Below are 24,503 nucleotides of genomic sequence, written 5' to 3'. Positions count from 1 at the left end.
TGACATAAAAGAATATGAAATGCTTCACTTCTTTATTCAAGTAAATATTTGAATGTTGACATTAAAGCTTGCTCATTATAAGCTAATCACATATTTTTAATGAGGTGGGAGATTTGTCATTAGTTGATAAAAATAGAAAAGATACTCTAAAAGATGAATGTGAGATCTATAGTTATGACCCTATAAAAGTATCAAGGTTACAAGATTTGTTAAGTACTAAAAGTACACTTCATCTATCAAAAAAATTTAAACTCCTTGCTGATGAGACACGATTAAAGATTATTCTTTCATTAGCTATAGAAGGGGAACTTTGTGTATGTGATGTGGCTAATATTATTCATTCCTCTATAGCCACAGCTTCGTATCATTTGCGGTTTTTAAAACGGTCAGGTGTAGCTAACTATAGAAAGGAAGGTAAATTAGCATTTTACTATATCGATGATGAAATTTTTAAGTCGATGGTTCTACTCTCTTTTCATCATAAGGAAAGATGAATAAGAATAGAAATTCGGATATGCTTTATGTTTAAAACGCATTTTCAAAAATACTGTCAATTTACATAAGTGGAGGGGATCTACAAGATTATCCCCCCCTCTAATAACATAGATAAAAATGAATTTAGATTTATCACATAAACTTTTAGTTAGCTTTAAAAGAATTTATTTCTTTATGCATAAGAGTGTAGACCAGCAATAATTAGATTAACGAAAATTAGGTTGAAAATAATAATTCCAAAACCTATTACTCCGAGCCATGCTGATTTCTCACCATGCCAGCCCTTAGAAAGCCGCAAATGTAAATATGCAGCATAAAATAACCATGTAATTAAGGCCCATACCTCCTTAGGATCCCATCCCCAGAAACGCGTCCACGCAATTTGAGCCCAAATCATCGCAAAAATGAGAGCACCCAAAGTGAATACCGGAAAACCTATTGCAACCGATCTGTATCCAATTTCATCAACCAAATCAAGTTTGATATTCTTTGTTAATGGCTTAAGCGCTGCAGCAATTCTTTTTCTTAAAATCAGTCTTAGAATCCCGTATAAAAATAAACCAGTAACAATAGACCAGATGACTGTGTTTAATTTTCCTGCCGCGATAATCGCTGGTACTTCAACAAAGGCTTCCATTTTACCTTTTGTAAGTAATTCACCTTGATGTGGACCTACAATCGAAGGTAGATTATATGTCATTTCAACCTCTTGATCATTTTTATCAACCCATTTGTAGACAGCTTCATACTCCATTCCTCTGAAAACACTTGTTATCACTACAAAAGCAAGGGTCGCCACAATCGTGTACATGACAACCTCAAGCCAAAAAGTTTCCTTTGAGCGTTTCGTCTGATCAACAGAACGAAGTAAATAAATGACACCTGCAATAAAACTACTGGCTAAAATAGCTGAACCTAGTGCCGTTGTTGTTACGTGGATAGCAAGCCAATCACTTTGGAGTGCTGGTATCAATGGAGAAATGTCTGTCGGGAACATACTTCCATAAGCAATGATCAGTAATGTTATTGGTAAAGTAAACAAACCCAATACAGCTACCTTATATATAAAATAAAGAATAATGAAAGCCAGGACCATCATCATGCTAAAGGCTGTTATAAACTCGAACATATTACTAACAGGTGCTTGTCCAGAAGCGACCCATCGAGTAATAAAATAACCTAAGTGAGAAGCAAAAGCTAAAATAGTGACAGTTATTGCGACTTTTGCCCATTTACTTGGTTTTTCGTATTGCTTTCTCTTATCTCGAATGGCTCCTCCAAATAAAAATGTTGCAACTAGATATAGTAAGAATGCTGCGTATAGTAAGTTACTGCTAAGAGCTACCACATCTTTTCCTCCTCTACGAATTTTGACTTTTATCGTTTGTTTTATCGGTTAGTTCTTGAATGCTGGTTTCTTTTAAAATACGGTTCATTTCATTTCGAATACCATACCAATTTTTATTTGTATGTCCTGCAATTAATACGCTGTCACCATCGCGTCTAATCCATATACGTCTATGATTCCAATACAATCCTTGAATGACTCCAATCATGAAAATAGCACCGCCTACACCAAGAAACCATAACGTATGATCTTTCCGAACTGTAAGGGCTGACAGGTTTTTCGTTTCAACGCCTTCAAATTTCATTTTTAATTGATTATCTTCCTCTGGGTCAAGCGTTTGTTGAATGGCAACAAAGCTTTTTTCACCATCTGGTTTTTCAGGAGATATCATGTTAAATACAAATGCTGGATTGTCAGGAACTCGGCTTTTGGTATCAGGTACACCTTCATTGTTGAAATAGAAGTTTGGAAAATAAGTAACAATTTCTACTTTATACCCATTGCCTAAATCATACTCCTTCTTTGGCTCCAGCAAATCAACTGTAATCTTGCCAAAACTTTCTTCTGTCTCTTTGTCTACTAAACTAAAAATAAACTTATTTAGTTCATTTAATTTATAAGAAGTCTGGTAAAGAGCATATGAATCGTGTTTCAAGGGATAATTAACTCTAATTTGTTCATCTTTCACCTTTTTAAGTTCGGGCTTCACTCCATGAACGATTTCACCTTTTCGTTCATACAAAGTCACATTTGTTTGAAAGTTTTTGACGACATTTCCATCTCCGACTCGTGAAAGAGTATTTGCAAAAACTTCATCCTCTTGATCTTTTTGATAGGTATCCATAATGAACTTATCGCTGCTTAAATAGTATTTTCCTTCGGTTCCTGGGATAACACTTGTTTCACCGTCACGAATCCAAAGCATTTCGTCTACGTACATCCCTGGTAAAAATCGTAGCATCCCACCAATAAGGAAGATAATAAGTCCTACATGGTTAACATAAGGGCCCCATCTTGAAAATCGATTTTTCTCAGCTAAAAGATTGCCGTTTTCTTCACGTAAATGATAACCTTTTTTCTTTAATCTGGATTTTATCAAAGTCAGTTGTTCATCGATGTTCTCTGTCATATTTGTTTCACTAAAAAGGCGTTGTCTGCGCATGAAACTTTCATGGCGTGTAATCCCTTGTTTTTTCAAAGCGCGATACAGTGGAATAAACCGGTCTAAACTCGCAATAACAAGTGATATACCTAGAGCTGCTAGTAATAAAAAATACCACCATGAACCATAGAGATTGTGAAAACCTAATTCATAATACATTTGTCCAAGAAATCCATATTCATCCTTATAAAACTCTTGCGGTACAACGGTTGAAGGAATATACATCTCCTGAGGAAAGATCGTTCCAATCGCAGAAGCAATTAAAAGAAGAACGATTATCCAAACCCCCACTTTAACGGATGAGAAAAAGTTCCAAATCTTATCGATAAGTGTATTTTTATACGTTTGTGAGCGTCTTGCGCTTCCATCGTACCTCATATCCAACAATTCTTCTGAAATTTCATCCTTACTTTTACCAATAGTTCGTCCACAAGACTCACAAAGAACCGTTCCATGTGGAATGGAGTAACCACATTCGCATTTGACATGTTCCATTCTAATAACTCCTTACGATTTAATCATTTAAATACATTTATTTAAATTTTTCAGATTTGCTTTTTAATCTATTAAAAAGAATGATTCTGAAACCCCCCTTAAAATCCAGTAAATCCTCCGAACAAACTTGTTAATACTGCAATAATTTTTGTCATCATATTTAAGTACAATAATACTCCCATCACAATCATCAAAATGCCTCCTATAGACATAAAGATTGCACTGTGTTTCTTTAGAAAAGTCATCTTATCGATAAATAAAGACATTAATAGAAATGGAATAGAAAAACCTAAGACATAGAAAATCATGTATAATAGTCCTTTTCCTGGGTCTGAAACACCTAATGCAATGACCCCAGCAAGGATCGGACCTGTACAAGGAGTCCATCCAGCAGCAAAACCAATTCCAATCAAAATTGATCCTAAATAACCTGAAGGTCTCTTTTGAAAATGAATTTTCTTATCAGAAAGTAGGAAATCAAATTTAAGAACCCCTGTTAGAACTAAACCAAAAAACACCATCACAATAGCTCCCAGTTGTCTTAGCAAATCTTGATAATCCATAAAAAATGTACCGATAAAAGAAGTAGAAAGTCCCAAAGCTAAAAAGATAATTGAAAATCCTACCAAAAACAAGATAGTGTGTATAAAAGCTTTCCTTCTTAAAATACCTTTTCCTTCCTTTAGGTCATTTATAGACACTCCTGTAATATATGAAAGAAAAGCTGGATACAAAGGAAGTGAACAAGGCGAAATAAATGATAAAAGACCTGCTCCAAATGCAAGAAGTAAACTTAGTTGTTCCAAAAAGATACCACCTAACTGTTTATTTATTCTATGGCTTAATGAGTTCCATGTAGTTTGCTATATCCCTTTCGGTCATACTTCCTGTAATCACTTTTAATACTTTTCCGTTCTTATCAATCAAAAATGTTGTAGGAATCGGTGTTATGTCATAAGCCTCCGTCACAGCTCTATCTTTATCTTTAAGTATAGGGAATGTAAGCCCATGCCTATTTACGAACGATTCAATAGCAATATCACTTTCGCCGATATTAACAGCTAATATCTCTACACCAAGATTTTCAAAATGACTATACTGTCTTTCCATATAAGGCATTTCCTTTTCACAAGGCTTACACCAAGTACCCCAAAAGTTTAGAAAAACTCCTTTTCCTTTTAATTCAGAAAGTTGAACGTTTTTACCGTTCATATCTTCAAGAACAAAATCAGGTGCTTGGTCCCCTGCCTGAACCCGTAATTTTTCAGTAAAAAAGTTTTGATAAAGAGTATAGGCTACTGCTAAACCCATAAGAAGCAGAAGACAAATACGTACAATAGATCTGGTTCTTTTGTTTTTCATTTTACTCTCCCTTTTTATTTTTATTCAAACCAACATTTTAATGTTGACATTTTACGTTAATAATTTTAATCTAAAAGCACAATATATTCAAACAAATATTTGAATAATAACTTCCACTATTTTCACTTAAAATACTATTTATTAATTTTAGGATTGTACAAAGTGAAATTCTAAATCATTACATGAAGGGGAAATAATATAAGGTGTAACAAACTAACACAACTAAATATCTTTTATTCCGTATATGGAGTATTTTAAAAAGGAGATTTTTTATGAATTTAATTTTAACCATTCTCTCTGCTTTAGGGTCTTTTATAGTAACCAATATCGATGATATTTTTGTCTTAATGTTGTTGTTCTCTCAGGCAAGTTCACAAGCTAAAGCGAGTAACGACGGAGTGGTTAGCATGCAGCAAAAGGGAAACCGCATTTACCCCAGAGATATAGTCATTGGCCAATATCTTGGTTTTGCACTTTTAGTTTTAATCAGTCTCTTAGCAACATTTGGAGTAACACTCATTCCTGATCAGTGGGTAGGTTTACTGGGATTAATTCCGATCTATTTAGGGGTTAAACTGTTTATAAAGGGTGAAGATGAAGATGAAGGGGCTATTCTTTCTAGTTTAAATTCAGGAAGATTTAACAAACTCTTTATGAGTATAGCCTTTATCACATTTGCCAATGGTGGGGACAATATTGGAATTTATGTTCCGTTCTTTTCTACTTTAAATAACAACCAACTGGTCATTACAGTTGTTACTTTCTTTATAATGGTTGCGGTCTGGTGTTTAATCGGCTATCGTCTAGCAAGATTCAAATATGTTTCTGAAACACTTGAGAAATACGGCCGATGGGTTATTCCAATTGTGTTTATAGGGTTAGGAATATATATTATGCTAGAAAATAATACACTTTCTAACCTATGGTCTCTCTTCGGTTAATTAGATATTATGCAATGGTTTACGATAACTTTATTGTTAAACCCCCTTTATTTTTAAAGTATTGAGTACAAATCTTTATAGAAAATAAAATCCTGAGGTGACGACTTTGTATTGGATCATTATACTCACACTAAGTATTGATCAACTTTTTAAATATTTAGTTAGAAATTTTATGGACTACGGGCAATCCATTCCAATTATCAATGGCTTTTTCCAATTAACATCTCATCGAAATACAGGTGCTGCTTGGGGAATTTTTTCAGGACAAAAAATATTCTTAATTAGCATTGCAATTATTGTTATAGTCATTGGTCTTATTTATTCTCGAAAAGTAACTGATAAGCTAACACGTATAGCCTTTGGCCTTTTTATAGGAGGTGCAATGGGAAACGTTGTAGACCGTTTAATTTTTGGGGAAGTAACAGATATGTTCGAAGTAACATTTATTGATTATCCAATTTTTAATACAGCAGATGTATTTTTAGTTAGTGGAGGTATCTTATTTCTTATTAGTACATATAAAGATTCAAAAGTAGAGAGATTTCAATCTTAAGGAAAGGTTTCAGTTGAAAATTTCTCTTTCCTCTAATCCGCCCATTCCGATTAATGTACTACTAATAAAAGTAGCGAGTTAAAATATGTAACTCGCTACTTTCGATATAAAATTAATAACTAATTCAATTATTCATCGTACTATTACCCGTTGTTAACTTTCTTTCTAATTCGAATAATCTCCGATCAATATGATGAACCTTTTCTAAAATTTGCATTTGAATAAGGGAATGCTGATACATCATTTTTCTCATGTCATCCATAAATTTCTTTTCAATTTCCCATTCTTGTTCCTCTTTTCCGTTATTTTCTTCTGATCGATAAACATATGGATATTGATACCATTGATTAGGATAATAATACATTTTACTCTTCCTTTCATAAGAGCGCTCAATCCAAAAGTATGTATTTAGATAAAACTAAGTGTTTGTTCAATAAAGTTTCTTTACTTAAAAGAAAGCTTTTATCATTTTTGAATTTTTATAAATTTCAATCTTCCCTGTTTTTTTATTTCAAATATATGGGTATAATGAGGACAAAGGAGGGTGAAAGTATTGAAAAAATTACTTACATCTATGGTAGCTGTAGCTTTGTTTCTTGGTATTAGCACTGCTGCTCTTGCACATTCAAACAGCGTTCCTAGTCAAGGGAATGGAAATTGGCAACAGATGATGGATTATTGTTCTGAAATGATGAATTCTTTTATGAATAATCATCAAAACAATATCCCAAATGAAAACTCAACATCAAAGAATTTAAATACAGAACAGACAGATTCAAATGATAGTACGCAAAGTCCCATGAATAACCACCAGAACCAAAACCATTCTATGTATGACGATTGTTAATGGAATAATGAAAACAAAAAAGAAAGAGCATGGACAAAAGTTCCAGCTCTTTCTTTTTTGTTTCTACTTAATTTTCTAATTAAGAAATGAATTCTTCAAAAAACCATTCACATCTTTTCCTATATACTTAATTCAACAATTTACATCAGGTATTAAATCATTTAAAGCTATGCATAAAATAAATTGACCTGCACAAATGTTCGATGCAGGTCAATCTAAAATTCATGTGATATAAACTGTACGAATTACTTTTTATTCAACATATGAATCGCATGTCCCATAACACCTTCAGCTGCTTCCATTAGAGGCTCAGGTAGAGTTGGATGGGCATGGATCGTAAGACTAAGATCCTCTGCTGTTGCTCCAGCCTCTATTGCAAAAACAGCTTCAGCAATGAGCGAAGATACATCTGGCCCTACCATTTGAACACCTAACAACCGATTTGACTCCTTATCCGCTACAACTTGTACAAAACCATCGGCATCCGATACAGATAATGCTCTGCCGTTGGCTTGGAATGGAAAACGACTAGAAACTATTTCGTATCCTTGTTCTTTTGCTTCCTTCTCTGTTAAACCTGTATAGGCTACTTCAGGATCGCTGAAAATAACAAACGGCATGGCCTGAAAATCAATTACGCTGTTTAGTCCACCAATCACTTCTGCAGCTATCTTCCCTTCGTAACTCGCTTTATGAGCAAGTAGGTAACCACCAGCACAGTCTCCGATTGCATATACATGATCAACGTTTGTTTGACATTTATCATTGATCTTAATAAATCCTCGTTCGTCTATTTCAACTCCGATATTATCCAGTCCAATTCGCCCGGTATTAGGCTTTCTTCCTATGGATACTAAACAGTAATCACCTTTTACGGTTTCTTCATTGCCATTCACTTCAACCCGGACATTTACTTCATCACCGGTATTTTCTCCCCCTTGGACCAAAGCATTTGTTATGACTGTCATACCAAGCTCTTTTAAATGCTTTTTGACCACATTTGTTAGCATGGAGTCTGTACCAGGTAGAATCGTATCGGAACCCTCTAGAATCGTCACTTTTGCCCCAAACTTGGCATAAGCAGTGCCTAGCTCCAAACCAATATAACCACCACCTACTACAACTAAATGTTTTGGTACTTCTTGAAGCATCAATGCTTCAGTTGAAGAGATGATTCTTTTTCTATCAAATGGCATACTTTTTAACTCAGTAGGTAATGATCCTATCGCAAGGATTAAATCTTTGTATGAAAAGAGTTGTTCTTCGTTACCAATTTTGATTTTGGCAACATAGGGTTCAGTAAGAAAAGCTTCCCCACTAATGACTTCCACTCCATTGCCTTTCAGCAAAGTCCGAACTCCATTCGTTAGTTTATTTACTATACCGTCCTTCCACTTCACTACTTCTGGCATCTCTACTTCAACTTCACCAGAAACCTTGATTCCCATTGAGTTTGCATGTTTAATATGTTTTACTCGTTCAGATGCACTAATAAGGGCCTTTGACGGAATACAACCACGGTTAAGGCAAACCCCACCTAATTCCGCTTTATCCACCAAAACCACTTTTTTTCCCAACTGTGCAGCACGTATGGCCGCCACATAACCTCCTGATCCTGCGCCTATAACTAATAAATCAACATCCTTTTTTACTTCTACAGACATTTCAGATTCCTCCTTCGATGATTTCATATTGAATGAAGAGAATTATTCATTTTTGATTATGATTATGATTAAAATTGTTATTGTTCCATTTGGAGACTTATATGTAATATAAAATCTGATGTTTTACTTATACCCAATTCTTTTCATTATTAATTAGATAGAATATTTAGAATTTACACAAAATGGTAATCATTTTTAGAAAAGGGCTTTCCAATCTATCTGGAAAGCCCTTTTCCCTTTATTCTTTCACTTTCATAAGTCGTAAACTATTTAATGCTACCAGAAGGGTTGCACCCATATCTGAAAGTATGGCAATCCAGAGCGTTAACCAGCCTGGGATAACCAATAGTAAGGCAATTAATTTAATAGCAATTGCAAAAGTAATGTTAGCTTTGATTATATTTAGAGTTTTTCGGCTAAGTTTTACAGTGAATGGAAGTTTTCTTAGATCGTCACCCATTAGAGCGACGTCTGCCGTTTCCAGGGCTGTATCTGTACCAGCTCCACCCATTGCAATACCAACTGTTGAGGCCGCCAATGCAGGTGCATCATTGACACCATCTCCTACCATAGCTACGTTGCCATACTCAGATTTCAACTGTTTAATAAAGTCTAATTTGTCCTGTGGCATAAGTTCAGCTTGAATATCTGATACTCCGACATGGCCACCTATTGCATTCGCAGTACCTTTGTTATCACCTGTAAGCATAATTGTTTTTTTGATTCCAAGTTGATGTAACTTTTGAATAATTTCCTTACTTGATTCACGAACTTCGTCAGCAACTGCAATAACTGCAAGTATTTCTTTTTCGGTTCCAATAATCATGGCTGTTTTACCTTGATTTTGAAGAGTAGTAACATTTTGTTCTAATTCTTTATCGAAATCAGTAGTCAATAATTCCTTAAAGAGTTTCGGGCTACCGATATAATAAGTCGTCCCGTTTACAATACCTTTTATACCCTTACCTGTAATAGAAGAGAAGTCCTCTACCTGTACGTCAGAATAAGTAATGTTCTCCTCTTCTGCTTTTTTCATAATCGCAGATGCAAGTGGATGCTGAGAACGATACTCTAATGCAGTAATGATGGATAATAATTCTTTTTCATTCATCTGTTTATTCAACACATTATAATCAGTTACAGCTGGGACCCCTTTTGTTAAGGTACCTGTTTTATCAAATGCTATAGCCTTTAAGGCACCCATTTCTTCTAAATACACTCCGCCTTTTACAAGAACACCTTTTTTCGCAGCATTCCCAATCGCTGAAACAATTGAAATCGGAGTCGATATGACCAACGCACAGGGACAACCAACAACAAGAACAGCTAATCCTTGATAAACCCATGTTTCCCAACTGCCATTAAATAATAAAGGAGGGACTATAGCAACTAATGCTGCAATGATCATAATGATCGGTGTGTAATATTTTGCAAATTTATCGACAAATGCTTGCGAAGGAGCACGTTCTCCTTGTGCTTCCTCTACAAGATGAATAATTTTAGAAATCGTTGTATCTTCTACAAGTTTCGTTATTTTTACTTCAAGTAATCCTTCTTCATTTAATGTACCTGCAAATACTTCATCATCAACTGTTTTCTCAACGGGGACTGATTCACCGGTAATAGCTGCTTGGTTGACTGCAGAGTAGCCACTTACGACTACACCATCCATCGCAATCTTTTGACCTGGTTTTACAATCATAATATCCCCAACAGCAATATCATCGACATGAATCATTATTTCTTGTCCATTACGTCTAACGAGTGCCTCTTTAGGAGCGATATCCATTAATGAACGAATCGATTGTCTTGCTCTGTCCATAGAGAATCGCTCAAGTGCTTCACTAATCGCAAAGAGAATAACAACAATGGCAACTTCTGCCCATTCTCCAATAATAGCACCACCTATAACAGCTACTGTCATAAGGGTTTTCATGTCAAACTCAAAGCGTAGTAAGTTTTTCAAACCGACTTTAAAAAGTGATAATCCTCCGATTAACATGGACGCTAAAAACAATAAGGTAGTAACAATGTTCTCTTCTCCATTCACAGACGAGGAAAGGTAACCGAAGGCGATCAATAAGGAAGCATAAAGTAGCGTACTATGCTTTTTATAAAACGGCACTTTATCTTCTTTCATATCTTCTTTTCCCTCTTGTGAAACTTGGCGAGCAGATTTTTCAGGAGTCACTTTAAGATTCTCGAATGCACCGGCTTTTTCTAGTTCTTCAATTGTTGCATTGCCGTAAACAGCAATTTTAGATGCGCCAAAATTTACTTTTGCATCCTGAACTCCTGGGATCTGTTTTACGTTAGTTTCAAATTTCCCTGCACAGTTTGCGCATGTAAATCCTTCAACACGGTATACGTTTTTGTCCTCTTCAACCTTTTGTTTAGCTTCCCGCCTTGGTTTTTCAGGAGCCACTTTAAGATTCTCGAATGCACCGGCTTTTTCTAGTTCTTCAACCGTTGCATCACCATAAACAGATATCTTAGATGCACCAAAATTTACTTTTGCATCCTGAACTCCTGGGAGTTTTTTAACATTATTTTCAAACTTCCCAGCACAATTTGCACATGTAAATCCCTGAACGCGGTAAACATTTTTTTCAGCCTCTAATGCTTTTGCTTCAGACAATTTTAACAACCTCCTTCTGGTGTGCAAATGCAACCTGTATTAGTTGCTTTACATGATCATCATCTAATGAATAGTAAACTAACTTACCTTCTTTTCGATATTTAGCTAATCCAAGATTTTTTAGTAACCTCAAATGATGAGATGTTGTGGCAGTTGTAGCACCCACAATATTCGCTACATCACATACACACAATTCATCTTCTAAAGAGAGAGCATACGCAATCTTAATCCTAGTATCATCCGATAAAGCTTTAAAAATTTTGGCTACTTCCAAAGGATTTTGTTGGAGTAGTTCATTTTTACCTCTTTTGACTTTTTCTTCATCTATACACGTAACTTCACATGCATCATTTTGCAAATTTTCCACCTCATATCAATCAAATATTCATTTGAATATTATTATAATTTAACAAAAACAAATAGTCAAATATATGTTTGAATATAACTTACATAAAAAGCAGGTTTTCTTTAGTTTACAGTAATTAATTATTCTTATAACTGAATTTAATTTCCTTTTTATGTTGGATACACTAGGGGGAATATCGTCAGGATGCAGTTTTAAAACAAAGAGTTTTTCACTATAAAAAGCCCGATTTCTCTCTTTGTTAGAGAAAAACGGGCTTTGCTTTTTCGACTCTCCATTAATATTAGGGGATCTACTTATAAAACCTACTTCCGTGATTAAGGAATTAACATTGTCAATTTATCTTGTTCAGCTAAAAGCGAACTTAATAAGCTAATTATCTGTAATTATAACTTTCGTTTAACATTCTTTAGCACTACTTTGCTATGAGGAATACTTGGCATGCTCACCATGCTGTAACTTAAATCCTGGTTAGGAACTTCATATTCCATTTGGTTGGCTAGATAATCAAGACTTACTTTCATGACTTCAACGGTGACCCACTCTCCAGCACAGCGATGACCCATAAAGTAATCACCACCACCCTGCGGAATGAAGCCAAATGGGCTTCCCTCCCATTTAGTAAACCGATCAGGACTGAACATATCTGGATTCCCCCAAATTTCAGGGTCATGATTTGTGCCATAAAGATCCAGTAAAGTTAATGTGCCTTCTTCAAATTTATAGCCGTTCCAGGTGAAATCTTTTTTTACCAATGCTACGACAAACGGAAAAAACGGATAAAAACGGCGAACTTCCTGTACAAACATTTGAGCATATTTTTCATCACGGGATTCAAGTTTCTCCCTTTCTTCCGGATAATGATACAATGCCAGCGCAGTGAAATTGATGAATATAGCGATTGCCACAATAGGTCTCAAGATATTGATCACTTCCACAGCAGCAGTCTCGGTAACCAGAAGATTTCCTTCTAAATCTCGATGCCAAGCAAATCTATGTAAAGCAGTATCTTCTGGAGGATTAATTTCCCCATTACGCACCTTATCAACCAACTCACCAATCCAATTTTCTACTTTATTCCTTGCATTTCTCCCTAGCCAATGGTTTGGACCAACTGCAGCTGCAGACTCGAACATCGCCGCCAAGTCTTTTGTCATTTCCTTAACATCGTCTTCTTCCAACGGGACACCTGCCCACTGGCAGGCTGTTCTGCATAGGACTTCTTTTACTTCTTCATAAAGAATAACTTCATCCATCTGTTCCCATTTATCTAGTGCTTTCTTCCACTGTATTTTTGTAATGTTTGTTAAGTTTTGAAGTCCTTTAGGAGACATGATGGACATAAACATTTCTTTCCGATGTTTGTGATCTTGTCCATCCAATGCCTGCACACCATTCTTCCCGAACAATGTTTGAACCGCCCGGTTCGGTGCTGCATCTTTCCTTTTGAATTTCTCAGTGTCATAAAAAACTTTCGCAGCTTCCTTTCCTACCATGCAGATCGCTTTCTTTCCAAGTAATCGGGTCTCAAAAACATTAGAATTAAAACTTTTACGTCTGTTCAAAATGTACATGTATCCTTCTCTCATAAGGCTTAAGCTATGATCTATGCCCTCTTCCCAAGGCATTTGATTTGTATCTGCCATATCATTCATCTCCATTTTCATTAGTGATGTTTTTATTCTTTGTAACTTTTCCCTAATTACTCTTGAAAAAAACTTAGATCAACATACTATATATTGAACATTATCAAGATAAAGAAAATGGCTGCCGACTTTGTCGACAGCCTAAGACCCTAATCCAAATTAGGGTTTTTTATTTTTTGTGTTTATTCTGAGTGTACCATGTTTAAAATGTAGTAAAATCAATGGGTGGTTTCGACTGGAAGATCCATTATACTAAATTAACAGCAATCTATATTTGACTTTTTCATCATTTTCTTACAATCTTTCATTTTCATTTTTCCATTTTTCGTCATTTCACAACAATCCATTTGACAGTTCATTTCCTCACACATTTCCATACATTCTTTTTTTGATTGACAACAATCCATCTCTTCCGATTGTGCTGCATAAACAGAACCACTAAATGCCATCACTACTAAAAATGCTAAAGAAAATATTACTTTTCTCATCCCTTTTCCCCCTTATGTAAAAATGATTGATGTGTCCAATGATATTATACTACACTGCGCTAACTTAACACTCACTAGATTTTTAACACTATAAACATAAAAAACGAGAGCTTAGATAACAAGCTCTCGTCTTAATAGAATTTGTAAGCTTTACATTGGTTGAACACCTGATCCACCACAACAACTACATCTTTTTCCGCCGTGACAACAAGGGCAACATCCACTTCCCTGACAATGGTGACATCCACGCCCACTACAACAACAGCACATACCAGCCCCATCACAATAACGACAACGTCCTCCACCGTGACAACAACGGCATTGGTGCATACACTCACCTCCATAAAATAACCACACATAGTATATATATTTATGTAATATTGAACTTAGGTGTCCCCCTATATAAAGGAATAGCTCAACCATTTTCCACGTTTAGGATAAAGTTCAATAAATAACCTTTTCCCTAAAACGAACGTTTTAGGGAGTTTTTTCGTGTGCTTATATTTACATAGTTTTTGAATGTTTACCGTTCCCTAAACTATTCCCTTTAACTTTTTCCCTAAAATTGACGGCACTCCCGTATTAGGGAATAATTACTTTTAGGAGGGGAATAGAATGGGGAAAATTTTTGGATATGCCCGAGTTTCTACTCAAGATCAAAATTTAGAATTACAAATGGATGCATTACAAAAGGCAGGGGCAGCTGTCATCTACAAAGAAAAAATAACCGGAACAAAAAAAGAGCGTTCAGAATTAGAGCAACTCTTAAAAGCAATAAGTGAAGGAGATACAGTGGTTGTCTATAAACTAGATCGTATCTCAAGATCTACTAAGCACTTAATTGAACTAGCAGAAACCTTTGAGGAAAGAAAAGTGAATTTTGTTTCTATAAGAGACAACATTGATACATCAAATGCAATGGGTCGTTTTTTCTTCCGTACCATGGCAAGTATTGCTGAGTTAGAACGGGATATCATCAGTGAACGCACTAAAGCAGGATTACAATCTGCAAGAATTAGAGGTAGAAGTGGCGGAAGACCAATTAAGGATCCAAAATTAGTAGAACGAGCATTAAAACTACATGCTTCTAAGGAGTACAGTATAAAAGAGATTTCAGATATGACTGGTGTTAGTAAATCTGTGTTGTATCGAGCTATAGAACGTATATAGAAATGAACAGGAGGCACTATCTTGTATTTGAGAGCAAGAGAACTACTTACACCTGAACAACGCATAGATTTCATGACAATTCCAGCTGATATTAGTGAGTGGGAAATAGCTACCTCCTACACTTTATCACCACATGATTTAGAAGTGATTAAACGTCGAAGACGAGACTATAATCGACTTGGATTTGCCGTTCAGTTATGTTTGTTTCGCTTTCCGGGATGGACATTATCGGATGTTAAAGAAATACCTAAGTCAGTTTTATGGTTTATTGCCAATCAAATTAAGGTTGATCCCTTGGAATTTCAATCATATGCCGAACGGGAACAAACTAAGCATGAACATATGGTTGAAATTCGGAAAGAGTATGGTTATAAGAACTTCTCAACAAGAGAATACCGTAACATCTCTTCTTCTTTACTAAGTCATGCAATGGAAAATGAGAACTCAATGTATTTGATTAGGACGGCTATCGAAGAAATGAAGAAGCGAAAAATTATTCTTCCAGCTATGTCGACTATTGAACGTCTGGTTTGGCAAACACGTCATCGAGCTGAACAAAAAATATATAAGATATTATCGCGGTCTCTATCCTCTTTGCAAAAGGAAAGTTTGATCCTAATGACGGAGCCTACTCTGGATAGTGGAAAAACACCTCTTGCTTGGTTAAAAGAAATCCCAGGACAATCTTCACCTGATGCCTTCTTAAAAGTCATTGAACGATTAGAGTATGTGAAAAAACTTGAGTTATCTATTGATTGTAATGACATACACCCGAACAGGCTTCTTCAATTGTCGCGTTTAGGTGCGCGATATGAACCTCATTCCTTCCGAAGATTTAATGAGTCTAAAAAATATGCCATTCTTGTGGCTTATCTCTTAAATCTCAGTCAAGACTTAATTGATCAAGCCATTGAAATCCACGATCGCCAAATTATGATCTTGCAGTCAAAGGGCCGTAAGGCCCAAGAAGAAATGCAGAGACAAAACGGTAAAACAATTAATGAAAAAATCATACAGTTTGCTGACATCGGTGCTGCACTAATAAAGGCAAGAAATGAAGGATTGGATCCGTTTACTACATTGGAAACCGTCATGTCCTGGGAGAAAATGATTGCATCGGTGGAAGAGGCCAAACAATTATCACGTCCTATCGACTATGATTATTTAGATCTTTTAGAAAGACGATTTTTTTATCTTCGAAAATATACGCCTACCTTACTTAAATCACTAGAATTTCAATCGACCCAATCAGCAAAACCATTGATAGAAGCACTAGATATTATTAAAAATATGAATGATTCAGGTAAACGAAAAGTTCCAGAAGGAGCTCCTCTTGGGTTTGTCTCTAACCGGTGGCAGAAACACGTATATGACGAGGATGGAAGCATCAATCGACATTATTATGAAATGGCAGCATTAACTGAATTACGAAATCATATTCGATCTGGAGATGTATCTGTTCGAGGCAGTAAACAACATAAAGATTTTGAAGAGTATCTAATTCCAAAAGAAGAATGGTTAGAAACTGGATTACATCATAATCGCCTTGCTGTAGGCAGTTCTGCTGAAGAATATTTGACCGAAAGAATGGATTCTCTACGAAAACGGCTGCAAGCCATGTCCGATAACGTTGATGAACTAGAGGGTGTCAGTATAGATAAGGGAAAATTTCGCATTGACCGTCTCGAAAAGGATACTCCAGAAGAAGCCAAGACGTTTAGTTCATCCCTATACAGCATGTTGCCACGGATAAAACTAACGGATCTGCTAATGGAGGTTGCAAGTTGGACAGGTTTTGATGAACAATTTATTCATGCTTCTTCAAGCCGTCCTCCCAAAGGAGAGGAAAAGTCGATCTTATTGGCCACGCTAATGGCGATGGGGACAAATATTGGCTTAACAAAGATGGCAGATGCTACACCCGGAATTACCTATCACCAAATGGCTCATGCTTCTCAGTGGCGTCTTTATGATGATGCGATGAATAAAGCTCAGGCAACACTTGTGAATTTCCATCATCAGCTTGCTTTATCTTCATATTGGGGAGATGGAAGTACTTCCTCTTCAGATGGTATGAGAGTACAAGTTGGCGTGTCTTCTCTACATGCAGAATCAAATCCTCATTATGGTTCTGGTAAAGGAGCTACGATTTATCGCTTTACAAGTGATCAGTTTTCTTCTTACTACACAAAAGTCATTAATACCAACGCTCGTGACGCAGTTCATGTGATAGATGGGTTGCTGCATCATGAATCTGAATTGAATATTGAAGAACATTATACAGACACGGCTGGTTATACGGATCAAGTTTTTGGACTGAGCCATCTACTTGGTTTTCGTTTTGCACCTCGCCTTCGAGATCTGTCTGATACTCGACTATATGTAATAGATAAAGCTGGTGAGTTTCCAACAATAGAAAAATTACTACGGGGGCGTATTAATACAAAGGTTATTCTAGAAAACTATGATGATGTTTTACGTCTAGCCCACTCCATTCGGGAAGGGAAAGTTTCTGGTTCACTTATTATGGGAAAGTTGGGGTCCTATTCAAGGCAAAATCGTTTGGCTACAGCACTCCGTGAAATGGGTAGGATTGAAAAAACAATCTTCATATTAGACTATATTTCAAATGAAGCAATACGTCGTCGAATTCAACGAGGGTTAAACAAAGGGGAGGCTATGAATGCCTTAGCACGAGCCTTATTTTTTGGAAAACGAGGTGAACTCAGGGAAAGAGCGTTACAAGACCAGCTTCAACGTGCAAGTGCATTAAATATCATCATTAATGCTATCACTGTATGGAATACAGTTTATCTCACAGAAGCAACAAAAGTTCTAAGTGAAAAAGGGATACTACGAGAGCAAATGATAAAACATATTTCACCATTAGGATGGGAACACATTAATTTCTTAGGAGAGTATACTTTTGACATAAAAAAAATGACAGGACTCAACTCTTTAAGACCATTAGATCGATAAACTCCTAAGCCGGTACCCTTAGAGTAAAGGATATCGGTTTTTTATATGGTAAAAAATGTCTTAACGTGGGTTTTATGTCAAAATGTTGGCGGTACCCCTTTAAGAATGATATACATAGGAAAAATCCTGACTATCAGTGGCTTCATTCTTCTCAACTGATAGTCAGGAAATAATTTAGAGTAATCCTCCCTAAAGTTTTTTTGCCTTTTTTACTTTTCTGAGACCAAGCCACCATAAAAAAATCATAAATGGCACAAGCAAATAAATCCACCTGTCACCAATTAACAAAATATAATCATACATGCCATGTAAGAGGATCGGAATAAATAGAGAATATACTATCCATTTGGCTTTGTCGGTATTATTCGAGAATTTTCCCTTCCCCAAGTAATATCCCATGATAACCCCGAATAATGCACTACTCGAGACAGGGAGAATGGCCCTGCCAAGCACTATATGAAGACCGTTTGCTAATAAATAGAAAATATTTTCAAGAGCCGCAAATCCAAGGGACACAGCAACTCCATATACAATCCCATCGTAATGCTCATCAAATTCTGCATGTTTGTAAATCATGAAAAACAAAATAAACCATTTAAAAAATTCTTCCAGTAATCCTGCAGATAAAAATGCCTTTTCAAAAGGCGAAGTCAACAGACCCTCTTCTGCAAAGGCATATTGTATAAACATAATAGGAAGTACTAAAAAAGCGCCAGAAAAAAAAGTCTTTAGAACCAATGAAATAGGCTCTGATTCATATTCATCTTTTAGATAAAAATAACATAACAATGCCAAACTAGGGGCGATTCCTGCAGAAATGATTTCCAGCATACATAGACCGTCCGATCCTCTGTTTCTTCTATATTATATATTGAAAAAATAACAAATGTCTGAATAAGGCCCTAAATCATCCTTTAGAACCCAGTAAAGCCGCCAAATAGAGGAGATAGCCACGCGATAATTTTTACCATCCAATTAAAATACAGGAGCAGCCCAATGCCAATCATGAAATATCCGCCTATTTTCATAAGGAGATTGCTGTTTTTTTTCAAAATATTCATCTTATCAATGAAAAACGTCATTATGAGAAAAGGAACAGAGAATCCCAAACTATATACCATCATATAAAGCAGACCTTTTCCCGGATCTGAAACACCCAGAGCAATAACGCCTGCAAGAATAGGACCTGTGCAAGGGGTCCAGCCAGCTGCAAAACCCATTCCGATTAAAATGGATCCTACATAACCTGATGGTCTTTTTTGAAATTGAATTTTCTTATCTGAAAGTAAAAAATCAAATTTTAGTGCACCTATTAAGACCAAACCAAAAAACACCATTAAAATAGCGCCCACTTGTCTTAATAGATCCTTGTAGTCACTAAAAAAGGTTCCAATAAACGAAGTTGATAACCCTAATGCTAAGAAAATGATAGAAAATCCTAATAGAAAAAGGATCGTATGTATGAAAGCACTGCTTTTTAATATTCCCTGCCCTTTTAAGTCATTGACAGATACACCCGTAATATACGAGAGAAAGGCTGGATATAAAGGAAGTGAACATGGTGAAAGAAATGATAAAAACCCTGCTCCAAAAGCAAGGAATAAGTTTAGTTGTTCCAAGAATTTGCACCTGACCTTTTATGGTTTGATTAACTCCATGTTATTGGCGATATCTCTCTCTGTCATGCTGCCTGTAATGACCTTGACAACCTTTCCATTCTTATCTATTAGAAAAGTCGTGGGAATTGGAGTAATATCATAAGCGTCTGTCACGTCTCGATTTTTATCTTTAAGGATCGTGAAAGTAAGGCCGTGCCTTTTCACGAATGACTCTATTGCAACGTCGCTTTCCGCTATGTTGACTGCCAACGTCTCAACTCCGTAATTTTTAAAATAATTATATTGTCTTTCCATAAATGGCATTTCTTTTATGCAAGGTTTACACCATGTTCCCCAGAAATTCAGGAAGACGCCTTTTCCTTTTAATTCAGACAGCTGCACTTTATTTCCACTCATATCTTCAAGGACAAAATCAGGTGCTTGATCGCCTGCCTGTACCCTTGTTTTATCAGTAAAGAAATTCTGATACAAAGTGAAGCCAATTGCAGTTGCTAGCATCAGCAATAAGCTAATGCGTATAAACGTTCTAGTTCCTTTATTTTTCATCTTTTTAATACTCCTATTCTGTCTTAAATAGATATCCACCTATCATTCCAGATTTTCAATAAATGAAAGAATTTACTCTGGGGATAGATTAATGTAATAAATAAAAACGAGTTAAGATATTTATAGTTTTTAAACCTTATAAAAAAGGAGAAGACGATAAAGTTCTTCTCATTTCTTCTCTGTTTGTTTTAATTAATTTGAAATTGAATCTTGGGCATGATATGCATGTCTTTGGCGTATGTATGGACTATTACATTATACGAACCTTCGGTGAAAGATTTTATTCATAGTATAGAGTCCTTTTCCTATATTATCCCCTTCTACCATCACATGTTCCTTATCTCCATCTTTCCAGATTTCAAAGTTTACCTTTGCAACCGTTACTTTCTCTTCACCCTGTGTTACCAAAGCCTGAATGATGGACTCTTCTCGACTCGGTTTATAACTCGAACCAGATAAGTTCACTTCTATGACATTTAGTTCTGTCTCATCATTGCCTGAAGAGGCATTGCATGCAGATAAGATGAAAACAGATGTAATAAATAAAATAACTAATTTCTTCAAATACTCGCTTCCTCCTTTTAGTCGCCCTTAGAAATTAAATTAATAGAAACTGCAACTAATTCATTTTTGAGGAGAAGGCTTTACAACTAACATGAGCAGTGTAATTAAGATAAATGCTGTGAGGGCTAAGAAAGGAATCGTTACAAATCCAAACCAGTTTATATATTGGACGTTGCACGGAACCCCGTCAGTACAAGGTTTAATACTGGCAAAGCCAGGTACCTTTTGCTCTAAGTAATGAAACAGTGAGATCAAACTGCCGAATATAGAGACAGGCAGTATATATTTTTTAATTCCATAGTCATTTGAAAATGTTGCTATTCCTAAGAAAAGAGTAAGTGGATACATCATTATTCTTTGAAACCAGCAAAGTTCACAGGGAACAAATTCACGAACTTCACTGAAATACAAACTTCCTAATGTCGCTGTTAAACTGACTATCCATGCAAGATATAAAGCATATTTGCGAATTATATTCATAACATCACTCTTCTTCAGCTTCTAGCTGATCATTAATGATTCTTGAGATTTCTTCATAATTAAAAGGGTCTTCCAACATGGTGCCATTAATAATAATTGAAGGTGTTTGTTCGACCTTAAACTCTTTTACTAAACTAGCATCCTTTTCAACTTCTTGTGTTACTTCTTCGCTGCTAATATCGCTCTTGAATTTATCTTGGTTAATTTCGGGTACATATTCTTTTGACACTTCTGCGACTTTTTCGGGTGTTATCCATAAATTATCATGCAGCTCTTTAGGCTGTTCTTCAAACAGTTGTTTGTGAAATTTCCAATAAGCTTCTGAATCTTGTTTATAAACGGCTTCACCAGCAGCTGCACCCAATGCTGATTCTTCTCCATGAAAGAGGACATTTATATAAGTGAATTTCAGTTTTCCGGTATCAATAAAGTCTGCTTTTAATTTTGGATAGATTATTTCATTCCAAGCTTTGCATGAAGGACATTTATAATCACCAAACTCAACCAATGAAACGCTTGCATCCTTATTTCCCATCGTTGGCTGATTATCGATATTTGGATGATTTGCTAGTTCTTGATTCTCACTTTTGTTATTTATAAATAAAACAAAAATGGCTACTAATAAAGTTATTCCAGCTGTAATTAATACAAGAGATTTTGTATTTGTTTTTTTGTTTGTCTTGTTTTGCTTTTTCAAAGATATCACTCATTTCTATATTTTATTACCTATTAAATTTTACTTTTTTCAAAAAAAAAATCATAGCATTATTGATAATAGTCATGATATTGACACATACTGCTTTATAGATTAAAGATATATTAGTAAGGTTGCTTACCTTCGGTGTTTTATGCACAAGCTAGGCATTTGTTATTAATTTTACCAGAGCCCAAGTTGCACACAGTTAAAATAATGAGCTAAACGGTTAGTAAAGCTTATAAGTAAGAAACCCTCTAGGATAAGTTAATCCTATAAGGGTTTCTTTTCATTTTCTATTAAAAAGGGGAAAGCTTACAATTATTATATATTTAGAATTTCCCTTTTGTATCCTTTTACAAAAATATGCCACAAATTGTTCAAATTATTTATACTAACGTTTATTTAATAGCAACAACATTTCCCTCTGGAGTCGTAAAAAAAAGAATAATAAAGAATGCGATAATAAATGCCCCAATGATTATGAAGCATGTTTCTTTAACTCTTATTTTTTCAATGCAAAACTCCCCTTCCCTCACAATGATTTATTATATCTTATAAATATGAAGAAATAATGAATAACAGTAAATGTAAAGAAGTTTATACACAACTATAAGGTCGATGTTTGTGCAGAAAACACATTAATATAAAAAAGTCTCCAAAAAATGGAGACATTAAGGGGGAATAAAAATAAAACATCGGGTTACCTATATTATATAATTCAATTGTGTAGAATTATTGAAGATTCAACATTTTCACAATTATTCACTTTTTTCATTTCCCTTGTTTATGAGAAAAGTGAATAATTGAATTAGTTGTATGATCATAAAAACTGTACGTTTAAATAGATTTTGAGGAATAGAAGAGAATAGTAACAAAGCTCGAATACTCTTTTACTTTATGCTTCTAATCTTTAAGTAAGAGCAAAAAAAACTCCTAAAACAATTTTGTTTTAAGAGTAAATTTTTTCCTATTGCAAGTATTCCATAGGGTTTACAGGGTTTTTCCAAGCACCTTGATGAATTTCAAAGTGTAGATGTTTACCTGTTGACTGTCCAGTGTTACCCATAAAGCCAATTTGTTGTCCCTTGCTTACTGATTGTCCGCTGCTTACTAAGCGCGAATCCATATGAGCGTATACGGTTGTATATACTTTTCCATCAATGTTGTGAGAGATGAAAACCGCATTACCATAACTGCTTGAATAGTAAGAACGAATAACTGTACCTTCTGCTGCTGCAACAATTGGTACGTCAGGAGATGCATTCGCTATATCAATTCCGGCGTGTAATTTTCCCCAACGAGGACCGTAACCAGATGTGAATGACCCTTTTGTTGGCCACATGAAGCTACCACCTGTTTCAGCTGGTGATGATTCTTTTGCAACAGGAGCCGGTTGTGATTCTTTTGCAACTGGTTCTGAAGCTGATTCTTTTGCATGAGGTTTTGATGATTCCAAAACTGAAGGAGTACTTCCTGACTCAGATGATTTATTCTCTGCTGCATCTGCTCTAGCATCTTCTGCCTTTTCTGCTTTTCTAGCTGTTGCCTCAGCCTCTTCACGTTTTATTTGTTCTTCTCTTTGCTTTTTACGCTCCAATTCCTTTTGAATGGCTGCTTCCTGTTCTTTAAGGAAGACTGCTTCATCTTCTAATTCATATAGATCGGCTTCTGCCGCTTTTCGATCTACCTTCACTTGCTCCATTAATTTATTTTTTTCTATGATTTGTGAATTAAATTGTTTTTTTAATGATTCAAGTTCAGTCAATGCAGCTTCTAATTCTTCAAGCTGACTATTTAGCTCTGCTTCACTTTGCTCTAGAAATTTAATGTCATCTTCATGGGCTCTAATTATCCCTTTATCAGCTTCGACAATTGTAGTTACGGCACTAACACGAGTGATTAAATCACCGAAGTCTTGAGCACCTAATAGCACATCTAAATAGCTAATCATTCCTCCGCTTTCCTGCAGGGAGCGTACACGGTCTTTTAAAAGAAGCTTACGTTTTTCAATACGCTGTTTCACTTCTTCAATTTGTATTTTTAATTTTTCTATTTCTTGCTGAGTTTCATCAATCTCACCTTGACGTTGTCCAATTTTCTCAGTGATATCCTTCATCTTCATATCAAATTGTTTAATTTCGTCGTTAAGACGTTGTTTTTGTTTCTCTAAATCTGAAATTTCACCTTGCTTGTCCTGAATACTTGAATCTACCCCAGAACGTTTAGTTTGGAGATCTTCTTTTTTCTTCTCTAAGTCGGAATTTGCATAAACAGCTTCATTATTAAAGGGAATAATGATGGTGCTTGTCCCTATTAATGCAGATAATCCAAGCAATAGTATCTTCTTTCTCACGCTTTCGTTCCTCCCTTATGTATCTAAAACTAATATCAAGGAACTAACGATTCATTAAGATTGCTAGTCTTTGATTTTAGAGATCTTAGTAA

Annotated in this window: 24 protein-coding genes; 6 read left to right on the top strand and 18 right to left on the bottom strand. The window is 35.5% G+C overall.

What is annotated here, in order from left to right:
• Positions 1 to 113: 113 nt before the first annotated feature.
• A complete protein-coding gene (locus tag AC3ISE_RS22535; protein ID WP_386850335.1) occupies positions 114 to 494 on the top strand; it encodes an ArsR/SmtB family transcription factor in 381 nt (126 codons plus the stop codon).
• 173 nt (positions 495 to 667) lie between these two features.
• On the opposite strand, the gene ccsB is transcribed toward AC3ISE_RS22535, so the two are convergent.
• From ccsB to resA (AC3ISE_RS22515), 4 genes are all read right to left on the bottom strand, one after another.
• Positions 668 to 1,843: a c-type cytochrome biogenesis protein CcsB gene (gene ccsB / locus AC3ISE_RS22530; protein WP_489224540.1), complete on the bottom strand. Its 1,176-nt coding sequence runs from the start codon at positions 1,841 to 1,843 to the stop codon at positions 668 to 670.
• Positions 1,844 to 1,856: 13 nt separating this feature from the next.
• Positions 1,857 to 3,500: a cytochrome c biogenesis protein ResB gene (gene resB / locus AC3ISE_RS22525; RefSeq protein ID WP_489224539.1), complete on the bottom strand. Its 1,644-nt coding sequence runs from the start codon at positions 3,498 to 3,500 to the stop codon at positions 1,857 to 1,859.
• Between the two features lie 98 nt (positions 3,501 to 3,598).
• The gene (locus tag AC3ISE_RS22520; protein ID WP_489224538.1) at positions 3,599 to 4,306 is read right to left on the bottom strand and encodes a cytochrome c biogenesis CcdA family protein; all 708 of its coding nucleotides are present in this window, start codon (positions 4,304 to 4,306) and stop codon (positions 3,599 to 3,601) included.
• Positions 4,307 to 4,334: 28 nt separating this feature from the next.
• A complete protein-coding gene (gene resA, locus AC3ISE_RS22515) occupies positions 4,335 to 4,862 on the bottom strand; it encodes a thiol-disulfide oxidoreductase ResA (RefSeq protein WP_386850332.1) in 528 nt (175 codons plus the stop codon).
• 272 nt (positions 4,863 to 5,134) lie between these two features.
• On the opposite strand from resA (AC3ISE_RS22515), the gene AC3ISE_RS22510 reads away from it, so the two are divergent.
• Entirely contained in the window at positions 5,135 to 5,803 is a 669-nt protein-coding gene (locus tag AC3ISE_RS22510) for a CadD family cadmium resistance transporter (protein WP_489224537.1), read from the top strand.
• A 106-nt stretch (positions 5,804 to 5,909) separates the two neighbouring features.
• A complete protein-coding gene (gene lspA / locus AC3ISE_RS22505; protein ID WP_489224536.1) occupies positions 5,910 to 6,356 on the top strand; it encodes a signal peptidase II in 447 nt (148 codons plus the stop codon).
• Between the two features lie 124 nt (positions 6,357 to 6,480).
• Here lspA and AC3ISE_RS22500 read toward each other — a convergent pair whose 3' ends face one another.
• Positions 6,481 to 6,720 carry a hypothetical protein gene (locus AC3ISE_RS22500; RefSeq protein ID WP_489224535.1) on the bottom strand — a complete coding sequence of 80 codons (240 nt, stop codon included), beginning with the start codon at positions 6,718 to 6,720 and terminating at the stop codon, positions 6,481 to 6,483.
• A 180-nt stretch (positions 6,721 to 6,900) separates the two neighbouring features.
• Here AC3ISE_RS22500 and AC3ISE_RS22495 point away from each other — a divergent pair, with 180 nt between their 5' ends.
• A complete protein-coding gene (locus tag AC3ISE_RS22495; protein ID WP_489224534.1) occupies positions 6,901 to 7,203 on the top strand; it encodes a hypothetical protein in 303 nt (100 codons plus the stop codon).
• Between the two features lie 245 nt (positions 7,204 to 7,448).
• On the opposite strand, the gene lpdA is transcribed toward AC3ISE_RS22495, so the two are convergent.
• The 6 genes from lpdA to AC3ISE_RS22465 all read right to left on the bottom strand — a co-directional run bounded on the left by lpdA (position 7,449) and on the right by AC3ISE_RS22465 (position 14,347).
• Positions 7,449 to 8,867 carry a dihydrolipoyl dehydrogenase gene (gene lpdA / locus AC3ISE_RS22490; RefSeq protein WP_489224533.1) on the bottom strand — a complete coding sequence of 473 codons (1,419 nt, stop codon included), beginning with the start codon at positions 8,865 to 8,867 and terminating at the stop codon, positions 7,449 to 7,451.
• Between the two features lie 238 nt (positions 8,868 to 9,105).
• Positions 9,106 to 11,505 (bottom strand): heavy metal translocating P-type ATPase, encoded by a 2,400-nt coding sequence (locus tag AC3ISE_RS22485; protein WP_489224532.1) that lies wholly within the window; start codon positions 11,503 to 11,505, stop codon positions 9,106 to 9,108.
• Complete coding sequence (locus AC3ISE_RS22480) at positions 11,498 to 11,863, bottom strand: ArsR/SmtB family transcription factor (protein WP_061786333.1); 366 nt, start codon at positions 11,861 to 11,863, stop codon at positions 11,498 to 11,500. Before AC3ISE_RS22480 ends, AC3ISE_RS22485 begins: the two co-directional genes overlap by 8 nt.
• A gap of 392 nt (positions 11,864 to 12,255) precedes the next feature.
• Positions 12,256 to 13,515 (bottom strand): CYP152 family fatty-acid peroxygenase CypC, encoded by a 1,260-nt coding sequence (cypC, locus tag AC3ISE_RS22475; RefSeq protein WP_489224531.1) that lies wholly within the window; start codon positions 13,513 to 13,515, stop codon positions 12,256 to 12,258.
• A gap of 257 nt (positions 13,516 to 13,772) precedes the next feature.
• The gene (locus AC3ISE_RS22470; protein WP_243356618.1) at positions 13,773 to 14,003 is read right to left on the bottom strand and encodes a hypothetical protein; all 231 of its coding nucleotides are present in this window, start codon (positions 14,001 to 14,003) and stop codon (positions 13,773 to 13,775) included.
• A 131-nt stretch (positions 14,004 to 14,134) separates the two neighbouring features.
• Positions 14,135 to 14,347 (bottom strand): hypothetical protein, encoded by a 213-nt coding sequence (locus AC3ISE_RS22465; RefSeq protein WP_489224530.1) that lies wholly within the window; start codon positions 14,345 to 14,347, stop codon positions 14,135 to 14,137.
• Between the two features lie 271 nt (positions 14,348 to 14,618).
• Here AC3ISE_RS22465 and AC3ISE_RS22460 point away from each other — a divergent pair, with 271 nt between their 5' ends.
• Together AC3ISE_RS22460 and AC3ISE_RS22455 are read left to right on the top strand one after the other, a co-directional pair.
• A complete protein-coding gene (locus AC3ISE_RS22460) occupies positions 14,619 to 15,173 on the top strand; it encodes a recombinase family protein (RefSeq protein WP_489224529.1) in 555 nt (184 codons plus the stop codon).
• A 21-nt stretch (positions 15,174 to 15,194) separates the two neighbouring features.
• Positions 15,195 to 18,152, top strand: a complete 2,958-nt coding sequence (locus AC3ISE_RS22455; RefSeq protein ID WP_489224528.1) for a Tn3 family transposase — start codon at positions 15,195 to 15,197, stop codon at positions 18,150 to 18,152.
• Positions 18,153 to 18,341: 189 nt separating this feature from the next.
• Here the strand turns inward: AC3ISE_RS22455 and prsW are convergent, their stop codons facing one another.
• From prsW to AC3ISE_RS22420, 7 genes are all read right to left on the bottom strand, one after another.
• The gene (gene prsW / locus AC3ISE_RS22450; protein ID WP_489224527.1) at positions 18,342 to 18,983 is read right to left on the bottom strand and encodes a glutamic-type intramembrane protease PrsW; all 642 of its coding nucleotides are present in this window, start codon (positions 18,981 to 18,983) and stop codon (positions 18,342 to 18,344) included.
• A gap of 83 nt (positions 18,984 to 19,066) precedes the next feature.
• Positions 19,067 to 19,771 carry a cytochrome c biogenesis CcdA family protein gene (locus tag AC3ISE_RS22445; RefSeq protein WP_489224526.1) on the bottom strand — a complete coding sequence of 235 codons (705 nt, stop codon included), beginning with the start codon at positions 19,769 to 19,771 and terminating at the stop codon, positions 19,067 to 19,069.
• Between the two features lie 18 nt (positions 19,772 to 19,789).
• Positions 19,790 to 20,317, bottom strand: coding sequence for a thiol-disulfide oxidoreductase ResA (gene resA, locus AC3ISE_RS22440; RefSeq protein WP_489224525.1), 528 nt, complete (start codon positions 20,315 to 20,317; stop codon positions 19,790 to 19,792).
• Positions 20,318 to 20,572: 255 nt separating this feature from the next.
• A complete protein-coding gene (locus tag AC3ISE_RS22435) occupies positions 20,573 to 20,881 on the bottom strand; it encodes a FixH family protein (protein ID WP_489224524.1) in 309 nt (102 codons plus the stop codon).
• 60 nt (positions 20,882 to 20,941) lie between these two features.
• Positions 20,942 to 21,361, bottom strand: coding sequence for a disulfide oxidoreductase (locus AC3ISE_RS22430; protein ID WP_489224523.1), 420 nt, complete (start codon positions 21,359 to 21,361; stop codon positions 20,942 to 20,944).
• 4 nt (positions 21,362 to 21,365) lie between these two features.
• Complete coding sequence (locus AC3ISE_RS22425) at positions 21,366 to 22,058, bottom strand: DsbA family protein (protein ID WP_489224522.1); 693 nt, start codon at positions 22,056 to 22,058, stop codon at positions 21,366 to 21,368.
• Between the two features lie 967 nt (positions 22,059 to 23,025).
• On the bottom strand, positions 23,026 to 24,411 hold the full coding sequence (locus AC3ISE_RS22420; RefSeq protein ID WP_489224521.1) for a murein hydrolase activator EnvC family protein: 1,386 nt from the start codon (positions 24,409 to 24,411) through the stop codon (positions 23,026 to 23,028).
• Positions 24,412 to 24,503: the final 92 nt, after the last annotated feature.

It is taken from the genome of Metabacillus sp. KH_069, from assembly GCF_057838075.1.
This window is presented reverse-complemented; position numbering and strand designations above follow the sequence as displayed.

Excerpts from the sequence above, each read along its gene's own strand:
- resB (WP_489224539.1), bottom strand. The coding sequence starts at position 3,500 with ATGGAACATGTCAAATGCGAATGTGGTTACTCCATTCCACATGGAACG.
- resA (WP_386850332.1), bottom strand. The coding sequence starts at position 4,862 with ATGAAAAACAAAAGAACCAGATCTATTGTACGTATTTGTCTTCTGCTT.
- AC3ISE_RS22510 (WP_489224537.1), top strand. The coding sequence starts at position 5,135 with ATGAATTTAATTTTAACCATTCTCTCTGCTTTAGGGTCTTTTATAGTA.
- AC3ISE_RS22500 (WP_489224535.1), bottom strand. The coding sequence starts at position 6,720 with ATGTATTATTATCCTAATCAATGGTATCAATATCCATATGTTTATCGA.
- lpdA (WP_489224533.1), bottom strand. The coding sequence starts at position 8,867 with ATGTCTGTAGAAGTAAAAAAGGATGTTGATTTATTAGTTATAGGCGCA.
- cypC (WP_489224531.1), bottom strand. The coding sequence starts at position 13,515 with ATGGCAGATACAAATCAAATGCCTTGGGAAGAGGGCATAGATCATAGC.
- AC3ISE_RS22470 (WP_243356618.1), bottom strand. The coding sequence starts at position 14,003 with ATGAGAAAAGTAATATTTTCTTTAGCATTTTTAGTAGTGATGGCATTT.
- AC3ISE_RS22465 (WP_489224530.1), bottom strand. The coding sequence starts at position 14,347 with ATGGAGGTGAGTGTATGCACCAATGCCGTTGTTGTCACGGTGGAGGAC.
- AC3ISE_RS22460 (WP_489224529.1), top strand. The coding sequence starts at position 14,619 with ATGGGGAAAATTTTTGGATATGCCCGAGTTTCTACTCAAGATCAAAAT.
- prsW (WP_489224527.1), bottom strand. The coding sequence starts at position 18,983 with ATGCTGGAAATCATTTCTGCAGGAATCGCCCCTAGTTTGGCATTGTTA.
- resA (WP_489224525.1), bottom strand. The coding sequence starts at position 20,317 with ATGAAAAATAAAGGAACTAGAACGTTTATACGCATTAGCTTATTGCTG.
- AC3ISE_RS22430 (WP_489224523.1), bottom strand. The coding sequence starts at position 21,361 with ATGAATATAATTCGCAAATATGCTTTATATCTTGCATGGATAGTCAGT.